This window comes from Corallococcus carmarthensis, from assembly GCF_003611695.1.
GTDB classification, from domain to species: Bacteria; Myxococcota; Myxococcia; order Myxococcales; family Myxococcaceae; genus Corallococcus; species Corallococcus carmarthensis.
The window spans coordinates 1-12039 of record NZ_RAWE01000267.1 but is presented as its reverse complement, the minus strand read 5'-3'; the positions used below and the strand labels follow the sequence as shown (position 1 = coordinate 12039).

The window sequence follows — 12039 nt, the reverse complement described above, 5'->3', positions numbered from 1 at the left end:
GGCAGGGGGGCCGTCGTTCTCCTGGCTCTGCCTGGGCTCAAGGCGTGCGTGCTGTCCTCTCGCTCGCATCCAGGCCCGGTGAGGGGCGCTGGCTCGAACGAGGTTTCCTCCTGGTGGGACGCGGGGTCTGGGTGTGGTGCTGGGCGCTCGTGGCGCTCGCGCTCGCGGGTTGCGACCCGGGCGCGGAGCTGACGCCCTGTGCAGCCGACTGCGAGGGTGCTGCCTGCGCGGCGTGTGTCACGTCCCTGCCCGAGGAGACCCTCCGGCCCGCGCTCGCGTGTGATCAGCTGCCCGCGCCGTCACGTTGCCTGGGCCCGCGCGTGCTGGAGCGCTGCGAAGGTGGCGCCGTGCACCGGGAGGACTGCGCGGAGGACACCACCTGTGTCGAGTCACCCGAGGTCGCCTGTGTCACGGGCACCGCCTGCGTCGACGGCGTCTCGCGTTGCACGGAGTCCCGGGCCTTGCAGGTGTGCACGAACGGCCGTTGGGTCGCCCGTGGCTGTGACGTGGGCTGTAACGCCGCGCCGGGCAGGGGCTTCTGTGGAGCGCCCGGGCCCACGCTGAGCGGCACGGTGCGCTACGCGCGCCGCTTCCCGGATGCGGAGTTCCGCGCGTGGGCCCTGGACGTGGAGCCCGTGCCTGCTCGTGGGTTCCTCATCGTGTCGTTCCAGGGCACGAAGGTCCTGGACTCGCAGGTGACGGATGACGCAGGCCACTTCACGCTGAAGGTGTCGTCGTCTCCCGGTGAGGACGACCGCGTCGTCGTGTACGCGGCGGGACGGGGGCGCGACGGCGCGGTGGCCTACGCGGTGGCGGATCCCGGACTGCCGGGTGCGCAGTCGGTGTCGACGGTGCCGGGCGACGCAGCCCGCATCTGGAGTTGGTCGCGCACGACGCGCGAGCTGTCCGGACAACCGCTGTTCACCCTCACCGAGTCCGAAGGTTCCGGCGCGGCGGCGGTGTTCGACGTGCTGGGCACGGCGTGGCGCCGGATGCGTGAGCGCTACAACGGACGCGACGGTCTGCCCGTGGTGGCGTGGCTGGGCTTCGCGACGACCTGGTCCTGTGGCGCGTGCTTCGCGCCGTGGCCGGTGACGGCGGCGGGCCGGAGCTGGGCGTCGCAGGTGTGGCTGCCGGGGGACTCGGATGCGGCGTGGTGGTCGGACGCGATGGTGATGCACGAACTGGGGCACTGGGTGATGGCCAGCCAGGGCACCAGTCCGGAGGAGGGTGGCCCGCACTACGTGGGCGTGCCCACCTTCCCGGGGCAGGCGTGGAGCGAAGGCTGGGCCACGTGGTTCAGCGCGGATGCGCGCCGCAGTCCCCGCTACTTCGACCGGCAGGGCGGGACGATGTTCTGGGTGGACCTGTCCGCGCGAGCCTCCTCGGTGAGCGCCTGGATGCGGCCCCGAGCGGAAGCAGGCCTGCTCCAGCCCGTGGACGAGAACGAAGTGGCCGCCATCCTCTACCGCGCGGCCACCGGCACATCATCGAGTCAGCCCCTGTACGACGCACTCTCCGCGCCCGCGATGAACCGGTCCCCCTGGGCACGCGGCTACACGCGGCACACCTGGAGGCGGGACGAGAAGGGCGCGCTCACGGACGTGGTGGACACGGGCAGGCCTTCACCCTGCCTCGCGGACTTCCTGGACGCGCTGATGTGCCAGGGCTTCCCGAGCACCCTGGTGGACGCGGCCACCGAGCCCGCCACCGCCTTCCCGTACCCCAGCCACGAGCCCCTGTGCCCATGACGTCCCCGCGAAGCGGAAGTCCCGCGCCCGTGTGCGAGTCCCCGTGCCCATGAAGCTTCCACGTTCGATGCCGCGAAGCCGACGGTCCGCGACCCTGAACCTCCTGCGTCCCTTGATGCGGAAACGCGTCGCGGGGGCCGTGCTGGCCCTGGCGCTGGTCGGAGCGCTGTCGGCGGGGATGGCAGCCGGCGCGGACCGCGTGCGGCGCAAGAAGCCACTGCGCGCCTCGGAGTCACCACCCCAGGCGAAGCAGAAGCCCGTCCACGCCTCGTCACCGACGCTCCTCGCGTCCGCGCGGTCGGTGGCGCTCCCCTCGCACGGGATGGGTTCATGGGACCTGCCGTCGCACGAGCGCCACGACTCCCGGCCCGCCTCCGTGAAGACGCACGCCACGGACGCGGTGACAGCCCCCATCCCCATCGCGCTCACACAAGGCCCCGAAGACGGCGCCACGATGACGGACAACACGGCGCCACGGCCCACGGCGCTCCCCGCCACGGCCCGCATCCCCGCGCCGCTGCACGTCTCCTGGCGGGTGGTGGACGCCAGCGCGGACACGGTGCGGCTCGTCGCGCGGTTGGACAGGAGCCCGGGCTTCACCGCGCCCGTGCAGGTCTCCCTGCGCGTGCCGCCGCGAACGGTCCTCCGGGAAGGTCCCACGTCGCCCATCACCCTGGATGGAGACACCCGGGAAGTGCCTTGGACCCTGGGCCTGACCGAGGGCTCCCGCCCCGATGACGACCTCGTGCTGCTGGCGAGCGCCGGAGGCGAGTCCTTCGGCGTCCACGCGGAGGCGCGCTACCGCTTCGGCCGGACGCTCGCGGAGGCCGCCCGGCCCGCACCCACGGGGCCTCCGCTACCGGACGCCCTCATGGGCTCCCGCGAGTAGCCCCTGGCTCAGTCCAGGTTGAAGTACACCTCGTCGATGGCGCCGTGGAACTGGTCGTTGTTGTTCCCGGCGCTCTTCGCCCCGATGCCGACGGACTGGCCCGCGGGGTTGATGTCGTAGGTGCTGGCGAGCAGCGCGCTGCCCCGCGCCACGTTGTCGATGAGGATGGTCAACGTGGTGCTGGTGCGCTGACACGTCACCTTGTGCCAGGTGCCGTCCGCGATGCCCACGGACGCCTTGACGATGACCGCGTCCGCGCCGCCGGTGGTGCGCACCACGCAGCTCGGCTTGCCCGTCACCGCGTCGTCCAGCTGCAGCTTCCACTGGGCCGAGGAGGAGAGCCCCTTCTGCACCAGGTTGGAGCCGTGGTCCGTGGTCAGCTCCGCGAGCGTGACGCGAACACGAGCCCCGAAGGAGAACAGCGCCGTTCCCGGGTTGAGCGACGCCGAGTCCGCCGCGCTGATGAAGGCCTTCGCGCACGCCGTCCCGGCACAGACGGCCGGGAAGCGCACGCCCTGGCCCTCGTAGCCCGGCGTCTCCACCGTGATGGTGCCGCCGTTGCTGGCCTGCGCCGTGCCCGTGTGGCCCTTGCCGCTGTCATCCACCACGGTGGTCACCGGGTCGGACACCGACTCGAACTTGTAACGCAGCTTCTGGCTCACCGCGCCCGCCGTCAGCGGGCCCAGCAGCAAGACCGTGGCGAATCCCATCCGCACCTTCATGACGTACCTCCCCAGGGACTGCGTGAGCGTGCCACTCCAGCACGGACTCAACCCCTGGGGGAGCGGGGAGGCTTCCCCGCCGCGCACGTCACGGCACGTCGACGGCCAGCTTCTGGAGCGCGGACTTCGCGTCCGCGTGGTCCGGCTGCAACTTCACCGCGGCCTCGTACTCCTTCTTCGCCTCGGGCTTGCGGTTGGTGGCTTCCAAGAGCTGCGCGAGCGCGAAGTGCGGCTCGCCCGCGCTCGCGTCCACCTGCGACGCGCCGCGGAAGGCCTTCTCCGCCTCCGGCAACTTGCCCTGCCGGTACAGCGTGTGCCCCAGGTACAGCAGCCCCAGCGAGTTGCGCGGCTCCACCGCCAGCACGTCGCTCAGCACCTGCAGCGCCTTGGTTTCGTCACCGCCGCGCAGGTACAGGAAGCCCAGCTCCGCGCGGGCCTCCAGCTGCGCGGGGTCCTTCGCCACCACCGCCTCCAGCTCCGGCACCGCCAGCTCCGGCCGTCCACGCCGCGAGTGCAGGATGCCCAGCCGCGCCAGCGCCGCCGTGTCCGCCTCCTCGCCTTCAGCGGGCGTCAGCAGCTTCTCCGCCGCCGCGTAGTCGCCCATCGCGAGCAGCAGATCCGCGAGCCCCAGCTTCGCCACGCGGTGCTTCGGATCCTCCTGGAGCACGGCCTCGTAGAGCGGCCGCGCCTGGGCGCCCACGTGCTTCTTCGCGTACGCGTCCGCCAGCATCAGCCGGTTCTCCACCGTGGGCTGGACCTTCACGCAGGCCGAGTACTGCGCGATGGCGCCATCCAGGTCGCCCTTGGCCTTGAGCGCGTCGCCGTAGCCCGCGCGCACGCCGGGCTCGTCCGGGAAGGTCTCCACCGCCGTCTTCAGCGTGGCCACCGCGTCGTCCACCTTGCCCAGCTCCAGGTACGCGCGCGCCAGGCCCTGGTAGGCCTCCGTCGTCTTCTTGCCGTCGTCGGCGCTCTTCTCGATGGCCTTCTGGAACGCGGCCACCGCCTGCGTCTTCTTGCCCTGCGCCAGGTACAGCTGGCCCAGCTGCGTGTACGGACCGCTCGCGCGCCGGGGCTCCAAGAGCAGCGCCTTCTCGAAGGCCTTCGTCGCCCGGGCGTTCTCCCCCAGCTGGAAGCACGCGAGCCCCAGGTTGAAGTGCGCCTCCGCGTACTTCGGATCCAACGCGATGGCCTTCTGGAACGCCTCCGCCGCCTTGCGCGCGTTGCCCTGGCCGTCCAGCACCACGCCCAGGTTGTTCTGCGCGCGCGCGTGCTTCGGGTCCGCCTTGAGCGCCGCCTGATACTCCGCGAACGCGCCCGTGACGTCGTTCTCCCGCATCAGCACGACGCCCAGGTTGTAGTGCGCCTCCGCGTCGCCGTCCTTCTGGCGGATGGCCTCGCGCAGCGTCTCCTTCGCCTCGGCGCTGAGCCCCTTCTCCGCCAGCGCCTTGCCCAGGTTCACCCGCGCCACCTGGAGCGCGCCGTCCAGCTTCAGCGCCTCGCGGTACGCCTCGATGGCGTCGTCCGTGCGGTTGGCGCGCTGGAGCACCTCGCCCAGGTTGAAGCGCAGCTCCGCGTCCTTCGGCGCCAGCTCCGTCGCCACCGAGTACTGGGTAATCGCCTCGTCCGTGTCGTCCTGGATGCGCGCCAGCAGGCCGCGCTCCGAGCGCAGCGTGGCCTCCTCCGGGAAGGCCGCCAGCGCCGCGTCCAGCACCGCCTTGGCCTTGGGCACGTCACCCGACAGCCGCAGCGCGCGCGCCAGCGCCACCTTCGCGGGAACGCCGTCCGGCGTGAGCCCCACCAGCTTCGTCAGCGGAGCCACCGCGCGGCGCGCCTGGTTCTGCGACAGGAAGGCCGTGCCCAGCTTGTAGAGCGCGTCCGGGTCGTCCGGGAGCTTGTCCGCGCGCACGGCCGCGGCGGGCTTCTCCGGCGGAGGTGCTTCCGGAGCGGGAGCCTGGGCCGTCAACAACTGGAGGAGCAGGACGCCGGCTTTCGTCATCACAGGTTCTCCACGTACGGGCTGGCGCGCGCGTCGAAGGTCTTCTTGGCGAGGGCGGCCTTCTTCGCCTCCCACGCCTCCTTCGCCGCCTGCGCTTCCTTCGTGTCCCCGGCCAGGTTCGCGCGCTCTTCCTTCACCGCGGCCTCGCACTCGGACACCTGCTCCTCGAACTCCTTCGGCTCCAGGCGCTCACTGCCCTGCACCTTCGCCTTGCGCGCCGCCGTCAGCCGCGCCAGTTCGAAGCGGGCGAACGCGCAGCGCAGCGACAGCTGCTCCACCTCGCGCAGCCCCACGTTGAGGCGCTGGTGCGCGCGCAGGAACTCCACGCGGGACTCGGACTCCGCGATGGCCAGCTGCGCCACCTCGCGCGACGACGCGTCCGGGGCGCGGTCCTCCTCGTCCTCGGCGGCCTCCTGGCGGGACTTGGCCCGGCGGATGTTGTCGCGCGCGCGGTTGACCTCGTTGTCCGCCTCGTCCACCCGGTCGATGGCCAGGGCCAGGTCGTTCTCCGCCTCCAACAGCTCGATGCGCGTCTCGTACGGCAGCTTCTTCACCAGCGCGTCCGGCACGCGCATGCCGTAGCTCGGGCCGCAGGCCGCGGTCAGGAGGGACAGGCTGAGGAGCAGGTGGCGCTTCATGGAGCGGTGGCCTCGAAACGGCTGAAGATGGTGCGGCCGGAGTAGACGTCGGTGCCGTTGGTGAACGTGACGTTGAACTCGCCCGACACCCGGTCTCCGGTGGCTTTCGGAAGGGACTTCACGAAGAGGTTGCCGCGCACGAGCGGCGGGAAGGGGCGCACCGGTTCGTCCAGCACGCTGCGGTCCACGCTGCCCCGCTGCGAGCCGTCCTCCAGTGCCTCCGCCAGGTCGATGTCCAGCGAGCCCGCGTATTCGTTGTCCGGCAGCATGTCCGCCACCCGCGCGCTCACCTTCAACACCACGTCCTGCCCGCTGCCCTGCGCGCTGATGAAGCTCACCGCCAGCGTGCCCTCCGCGAGCCCCGCCTCCGTGCGCTGGTAGCGCAGGTCGATGAGCTCCGTCACGCTGCCCTCCAGCTTGCCGCCCTCGTCACCACACGCGGAGGTGACGAGCGCGGCCAGCACCGGGGCGATGAAGCGGAAGGGTGCGCTCACTTGCATGCCTTCCACCCGGCGTCCACGTCCGGGCCGTTGAGCGTGCCCATGTCCTTGAGCACGGCCAGCTCGCGGCGCGCGCCGTCCGTGTCGCCGAAGCGGCAGCGCAGCGCGGCCAGGTTGAGGCGGGCCTTGTCGTAGGTGGGGTCCGCCTCCAGCGCCTTGGCGTACGCCGCGCGGGCACCCATCGCGTCACCCAGGTTGAGCATGGCCCAGCCCAGCGCCGCGTGCGCGGAGGCGCGCGTGTCCTGCAGCTCCGTCACGCGCCCGAAGGTCAGCTGCGCCATGCCGTACTGGTGCGCGTCCAGGTAGCCCATGCCCAGGGCCTCCAACGCCTCGGCGGTGAGCACCTTCTCCGCCTTCTTGCGCAGGTCCTCCAGCGCCGCGGGCTGCGTGGGCGCGGCAGGCTGCGGCACCGGCATCGCGGCCACGTCCGTGCGGTTGCGGCAACCCACCACCGCCGCGTTGAAGACCTCCAGCGACTCCGCGCGGGACAGGCACGCCTTGAAGGCCTCGTCGGAACGGGCCTTGAGCGGCGCCACCTGCTGCTTCACCGCGTCCGCGAACTGCTTCGTCTCCGCGGCGGACAGCCCACCGGGCACCGGCGTCTGGTCCACCACGTCCGCGATGTGGCCGTACGCGAGGGCGATCTTCCACAGCGACGCCACCGCCCACTCCGGATACCCGAGCGACGCGGCCTGCGTGTACACGCCCTCCATGGCCTGGAGCGCGGCGACCTTCTCCTCCACCTTGTCCGCGGGCAGGTCCTTGTAGCCGCGGTAGAGGATCTCACCCAGGTACCAGAGCCCCTTGGCCGCCTCTTCCGTCTGGCCGTTGGGGCCCTGCACCGCGGCGGTGAGCGTGGAGATGAGCGCGTCCGGGCTCGCCGTGGGCGCGGTCGTGGCCTGCACCTCCGCGAGCACCGCGGCGGCGGCCACGTTGTTCTTGTCCAGCTTGAGCGCGGTCTCCGCCGCCGTCTTCGCGCGCGAGTAATCCTTCTGCTTCAGGCGCGTCTCGGCGAGCAGGGCCAGCACCTCGCCCTTGCGCGCGCCCGCGGCCTCGGCGGCAGTCTCCAGGTTGCGGGACGCTTCCTTGTACTCACCCAGCGCGAGCCGCAGGCGGGCACCGGCCATCCAGCCGTCCACCGACGCCAGGTCGCCGGCCAGCTTCTGGCCCACCTGTTCGAACCAGCCGGCCGCCTCGTTGAAGGCCGCCGCTTCCGCCGCGTGCCGGCCCAGCGTCAAGAGCACGTCCGACAGGTACTGGCTCTTGGGATAGGACTGCACCAGCTTCGCGCCCAGTTCGCGCTCGCGCGGCAGGTCGCGCTTCTCGCGCGCGGCGGTGAACGCGCCGTAGAGCGCCTTCTCGCCGATGTCGGTGTTCTTGTTCTCGTCCGCGACCTTCATCAGGCCTTCGATGACGTCGCCCGTCTCCTGCGCGCTCTGCAGGGCCAGCTCGTCCAGCGCCTCGGCCTTGCTCTGCGTGAGGATCTTCTGCACTTCGCCGCGGAAGCCGGACGGCAGCGAGGACGCGAGGAACTTGCGGCCCGTCTCATCCAGCTTCTTGAAGTCGTTCACCTGCCGCAGGCTGTCCAGGGCCAGGTTGCCCGCCACCGGCGCGTCCTTGTACTGCGGGTGCGCCAGCGCGAACGCGGTGAACAGCTCCGCCGCCTTCGGGTAGTCGCCGTCCTCGTAATAGGCGCGCGCGATGTTGAACTTCACGTCCAGCACGTGCGGGCTCTGCGGGTAGCGCCCCACGTAGGCCGCGCCCAAGAGCTTCAGCGCCTGCCGCGCGTCGGCGACCTCGAAGGCGTTGCGCTTCTGCGCCTCCTCCGGCTTGAGCGTGGAGAAGTGGGCCAGGAGCGCGCCGTACATGGCGGTGTCCACGGCCTTTTCGTCCTTGGCCTTGTCCTCGTAGCGGGCCAGCTCCTCGAACTGGCGCGCCGCGTCCGGGAACTCCTTGGCGGCGAAGAGCGCGTCCGCGCGGTTCTTCATGATGGGCCGCACGTACTGGTCCGGGCGGAACAGCCCCAGGTACTCGCGGTAGGCGGCCGCGGCCTTCACGTACAGGTCGCGCGAGTCCGCCTTCTGCGCGGCCAGGTGCACCTGCGTGGACAGGTCGCGCGCCATCTCCTCCAGCTCCGCGAGCTGCTTCTTGCGGTCGGTCTCCGCGATCTCCGGGTCGGTCTTGCTCTGCACCGCGGCGCGCACGAGGAAGCGGATGTCCTCCGGCTCCGGCATCACCTTGCCCTTGGCGGCCTTGAGCGAGTCGTACAGCTTCTGGCTGCGCTCCAGGTCCTGCTCCGGGTCCGGCTGCACTTCCATCAGCTTGCGCAGCGCGGGGATGGCCCACTCGTACTGCTGCTTGATGAAGTAGCGGTTGCCCAGCTTGTCCAGCGCGAGCGCGTACGTGGCGCGGCCTTCGCTGAGCTTCTCGAAGTAGTTGAGCGCGCCCTTGGGGGGCTTGGCCTCCGTGTAGCTGTAGACCAGGTCCAGCAGCGCCTCGCGCTTGACGTTGAGCGCCTTCTTCACGTCCACGCCGGGCAGGGGCGCGCTCGCGGCCGCCGCCTCGAAGAACGTCACGGCCTCCGCGTGCTTGGCCTGGTTCACGCGGATCCAGCCCATCTTGTAGCGGGCCAGGTCGTGCACCGGCGACGGCGGCAGCTCCAGGATGGCCTGGTAGTGCTTCTCCGCTTCGACCAGGTCCGCCTTGTCGAAGAAGTGGTCACCCAGAATCTGTTCGGCTTCCAGGCGCAGCGGGCTGTTGGGGTACTTGCGCGTCAGGTCCCCCAGCGTCTTGAGCATCTCGTCGAACTGGCCCAGTTCGCGCTGCTCGTGCGCCAGGTAGAACGTCACCTGGTCGCCGTCCTTGAAGTCCGGGTACTCGCGCAGCAGGCGGTAGTACATCTGCACCGCCTTCTGCTTCATCAGGCGCGTCTCCGGGGAGACGATGGCGCCCGTGGCGCCCTCCGGACGGGTCTCCGCCTGGAGGTAGTACACGTAGCGGCTCTTCTCGACGTAGAGCTCCGCCAGCCGGAACTGCAGGTCCGGCAGGTAGGGGGCGTTGCGGCTCTTGGAGATGAGCTTCTCCGTCTCGCCGATGGCGCGGTCCACCTTGAAGATGTCGCGCTTCAGCTTGGCGACGAGCTCCTCGCGCTCCTTCGCCTTGGACACGATGGGGTTGGTGTTGGGTCCAATGCGGCCGCCAGGGCCAGGGGCCGCGGCCGCGAGCAGCGCGGCGGTGATGAGGCCGGTGAACGGGCCGGTCATGGGGTTTCCTCGATGCAACGGCTCTCGATGCGGACCCGGTAGGACTTGAGCTCGTCGTTCCAGTATTCGTTGTCGAACTTGAAGGCGACCTGGGCGGGCGACAGCAGCTCTTCCTCTTCCGCCGCGACCACCTGCGCGCCCTTCTTCACGCGCTCGTACAGCTTGAGGCCGACCTCGTACTCCATGAGGCGCACCTGTTCGGCGGCGCGCAGGAGCGTGTCCGCCTCCAGGCGCACGGCTTCCTGCAAGCGCGCGTCGTACACGCGCACGGCCTCCGCGTGGGACAGGTCATACAGCCGCGTCAGGTGCCCGAAGAGCCGGTCGCCGAAGCTGCCGGCGTAGCGGCCCAGGCGCTCACCCTCCAGGTCCAGCAGGGACACGAACTTCGCGGCGCGCTGGGTGCCGCCGTGCGCGTTGGCGGCGCGGCGCAGGCGCGCGTCCTGGCTCAGGTCCTCACGGTTGCGCACGGACTCCAGCGAGTCCGCGTACCGGCGCGTCAGCTCCTTCGCCGCGCGCTTGGCGGGCAGGTAGTGGCACAGGTCGCGGAAGATGAGCGCGCGCAAGAGGTACTTGTCCGGCATGAACTCATCGCGGAAGGACGGCGCGTCCAGCGTGGTGAGGATGCCCAGGGATGCGCGCAGGTCGCCCAGCTTGTAGCGGGTCCATGCCTCCTCCAGGTAGAGGCTGGCGCGGCCGGGGTCCAGCTCCGGCAGCTTCACCTTGCCGTACGCCTCCAGCGCGCCGGTGAAGTCCTTCTTCTCGTAGCGCAGGCGGGCCACCGCGAGCGCCGCCTCGTTGCGCGCCTCGCGGGTGAGCTTCTCGTCCTCGGACAGGCCGAGGAAGTCCTTCACCATCTCCTCCGGCGGATCCTTCACCTGCTTGAGCCGGGTGACGAGCAGCGCGAACTTCGCGCGGCTGGCTTCGGCGCTCGTCTCCGGCAGCTTGGAGAAGTGCGTGTTCGCCCAGCGCTCGTTGCCCACGCGCAGGTCCACCAGGCCCTGCTGGTAGTGCGCGTACGCGCCCGTCTCATCCGGGAGGAAGCCCAGGTCGAGCGCGCCGAACACTTGCTCGTCGATCATCACCTCGTCGTGCGGCCGGTCCGTCAGGCCCTTCAGCGCGTCCAGCGCGCGCGGCAGCACGTTGGGGTTGGAGCGCTCGCGCGCGATGCGCGCCAGGTATGTCGCGCCCGCGTGCGTGAGCCCCAGGTCGATGAGGCTCTTGGCGAGGAAGTACTGGCCCCACGCGTAGTTGTCATCCGTGCGGGGCGTGGCCTGGAGCCACGCGTACAGGGGGCCGGCGGCGTCGCGCGGCTTGCCGTCGAAGTACGCCTTGAGGGCGTTGTCGAAGGTCTCCGGCGGCACCTTCTGCGGCGGGGGCGGAGGCGCCTCCGCGACGGCGGCCTTCGCGGGTGCAGGCGTGCCGGCGGCGGTGCCCGCGTCCGTGGGGCCGGGCGTGCCGGCGTCCGTGGAGGCGGGCGCCTTCGCGGTGGCGGCCGGTGGGGGCGGCATGGGCAACGTGCCCGCGTCCGGTGCCGCGCGGGCGGCCGTCGGGGACACGAGGAGCGCGGCGCTGGCGAGCGCGGCGACGATGAGCGGGCGGGACGTCATTCCGTGGCGCCGAAGTTGAAGGCCGTCCCAATCTGCACGGTGGGCACGTTGATGATGCGCGACGCGCCCGCGAAGACGGTGTTGTTGGTCACGTCCAGACGGAACGACACGTTCTGGCTGGAGAACACGCGCACGCCCAGGCCCAGGTTGACGGCGGGACGGAAGCCGTCGCTGCGGTCCACCTTCACCACCGTGCCACCGGCGAGCAGGAAGACCTCGAAGTGGATGACGTTGGAGTTGAGGAAGGACGTCTTGCCGTACAGCGGGCTCCACATCAGGTCGCTTCCCACCATCCACTGCACCTGGTCCTCGAAGGCGGTGGCGGTGGGGGCGGCGTCGAAGTCACGCTCCAACTGGCTGCGCAGGCTGGTCTGCACGTTGTAGCTGTACGTGCCGCGGCCCACCTGCCACGCGAGGCTGTCGCTGAAGTGGTACGTGTAGCCGACGGTGCCGATGAGCCCCTTGTAGAAGGCGTCCGCGGGCAGCACGCCCACGCCGAGCGAGAGCTCGTGGTGCATGCGGTACAGCCGGTCCTGCACCGCGGAGACGGTGCCGGGGTTCTCGAGTTCCTCGGCCTGGGCGCGCGCGAGGCCGGGCACCAGGCACAGGAGGGAGAGCAGGAGGAATCGCACGGGGACTTTTTCCTGTCAGGAGGCGGGGGCCGGCGTGGGGG

At 70.9% G+C, this 12039-nt stretch carries 9 protein-coding genes; 2 read left to right on the top strand and 7 right to left on the bottom strand.

Going from position 1 to position 12039, the window contains the following annotated elements:
• Positions 1 to 113 precede the first annotated feature (113 nt).
• On the top strand, positions 114 to 1751 hold the full coding sequence (locus D7X32_RS39365) for a hypothetical protein (RefSeq protein WP_120607665.1): 1638 nt from the start codon (positions 114 to 116) through the stop codon (positions 1749 to 1751).
• Between the two features lie 115 nt (positions 1752 to 1866).
• Positions 1867 to 2640, top strand: a complete 774-nt coding sequence (locus D7X32_RS39360; RefSeq protein WP_147450445.1) for a hypothetical protein — start codon at positions 1867 to 1869, stop codon at positions 2638 to 2640.
• 8 nt (positions 2641 to 2648) lie between these two features.
• Here the strand turns inward: D7X32_RS39360 and D7X32_RS39355 are convergent, their stop codons facing one another.
• The 7 genes from D7X32_RS39355 to D7X32_RS39325 all read right to left on the bottom strand — a co-directional run bounded on the left by D7X32_RS39355 (position 2649) and on the right by D7X32_RS39325 (position 11998).
• Positions 2649 to 3362, bottom strand: coding sequence for a laminin G domain-containing protein (locus D7X32_RS39355; protein WP_120607663.1), 714 nt, complete (start codon positions 3360 to 3362; stop codon positions 2649 to 2651).
• A gap of 88 nt (positions 3363 to 3450) precedes the next feature.
• On the bottom strand, positions 3451 to 5358 hold the full coding sequence (locus D7X32_RS39350; protein ID WP_120607662.1) for a tetratricopeptide repeat protein: 1908 nt from the start codon (positions 5356 to 5358) through the stop codon (positions 3451 to 3453).
• Positions 5358 to 5996 (bottom strand): hypothetical protein, encoded by a 639-nt coding sequence (locus D7X32_RS39345; protein WP_120607661.1) that lies wholly within the window; start codon positions 5994 to 5996, stop codon positions 5358 to 5360. The genes D7X32_RS39350 and D7X32_RS39345 overlap by 1 nt, the downstream gene beginning before the upstream one ends.
• Entirely contained in the window at positions 5993 to 6496 is a 504-nt protein-coding gene (locus D7X32_RS39340) for a hypothetical protein (RefSeq protein WP_216618725.1), read from the bottom strand. The genes D7X32_RS39345 and D7X32_RS39340 overlap by 4 nt, the downstream gene beginning before the upstream one ends.
• A complete protein-coding gene (gene bamD, locus D7X32_RS39335) occupies positions 6487 to 9759 on the bottom strand; it encodes an outer membrane protein assembly factor BamD (protein WP_120607659.1) in 3273 nt (1090 codons plus the stop codon). Before bamD ends, D7X32_RS39340 begins: the two co-directional genes overlap by 10 nt.
• Positions 9756 to 11366: a hypothetical protein gene (locus D7X32_RS39330; protein ID WP_120607658.1), complete on the bottom strand. Its 1611-nt coding sequence runs from the start codon at positions 11364 to 11366 to the stop codon at positions 9756 to 9758. The genes bamD and D7X32_RS39330 overlap by 4 nt, the downstream gene beginning before the upstream one ends.
• Positions 11363 to 11998 carry an outer membrane beta-barrel domain-containing protein gene (locus tag D7X32_RS39325; protein ID WP_120607657.1) on the bottom strand — a complete coding sequence of 212 codons (636 nt, stop codon included), beginning with the start codon at positions 11996 to 11998 and terminating at the stop codon, positions 11363 to 11365. The genes D7X32_RS39330 and D7X32_RS39325 overlap by 4 nt, the downstream gene beginning before the upstream one ends.
• Positions 11999 to 12039: the final 41 nt, after the last annotated feature.

What these genes read in the sequence shown, in the direction of transcription:
- D7X32_RS39340 (WP_216618725.1), bottom strand. Translation starts at nt 6,496, where the DNA reads ATGCAAGTGAGCGCACCCTTCCGCTTCATCGCCCCGGTGCTGGCCGCG.
- D7X32_RS39345 (WP_120607661.1), bottom strand. Translation starts at nt 5,996, where the DNA reads ATGAAGCGCCACCTGCTCCTCAGCCTGTCCCTCCTGACCGCGGCCTGC.
- D7X32_RS39360 (WP_147450445.1), top strand. Translation starts at nt 1,867, where the DNA reads ATGCGGAAACGCGTCGCGGGGGCCGTGCTGGCCCTGGCGCTGGTCGGA.
- D7X32_RS39350 (WP_120607662.1), bottom strand. Translation starts at nt 5,358, where the DNA reads ATGACGAAAGCCGGCGTCCTGCTCCTCCAGTTGTTGACGGCCCAGGCT.
- bamD (WP_120607659.1), bottom strand. Translation starts at nt 9,759, where the DNA reads ATGACCGGCCCGTTCACCGGCCTCATCACCGCCGCGCTGCTCGCGGCC.
- D7X32_RS39330 (WP_120607658.1), bottom strand. Translation starts at nt 11,366, where the DNA reads ATGACGTCCCGCCCGCTCATCGTCGCCGCGCTCGCCAGCGCCGCGCTC.
- D7X32_RS39355 (WP_120607663.1), bottom strand. Translation starts at nt 3,362, where the DNA reads ATGAAGGTGCGGATGGGATTCGCCACGGTCTTGCTGCTGGGCCCGCTG.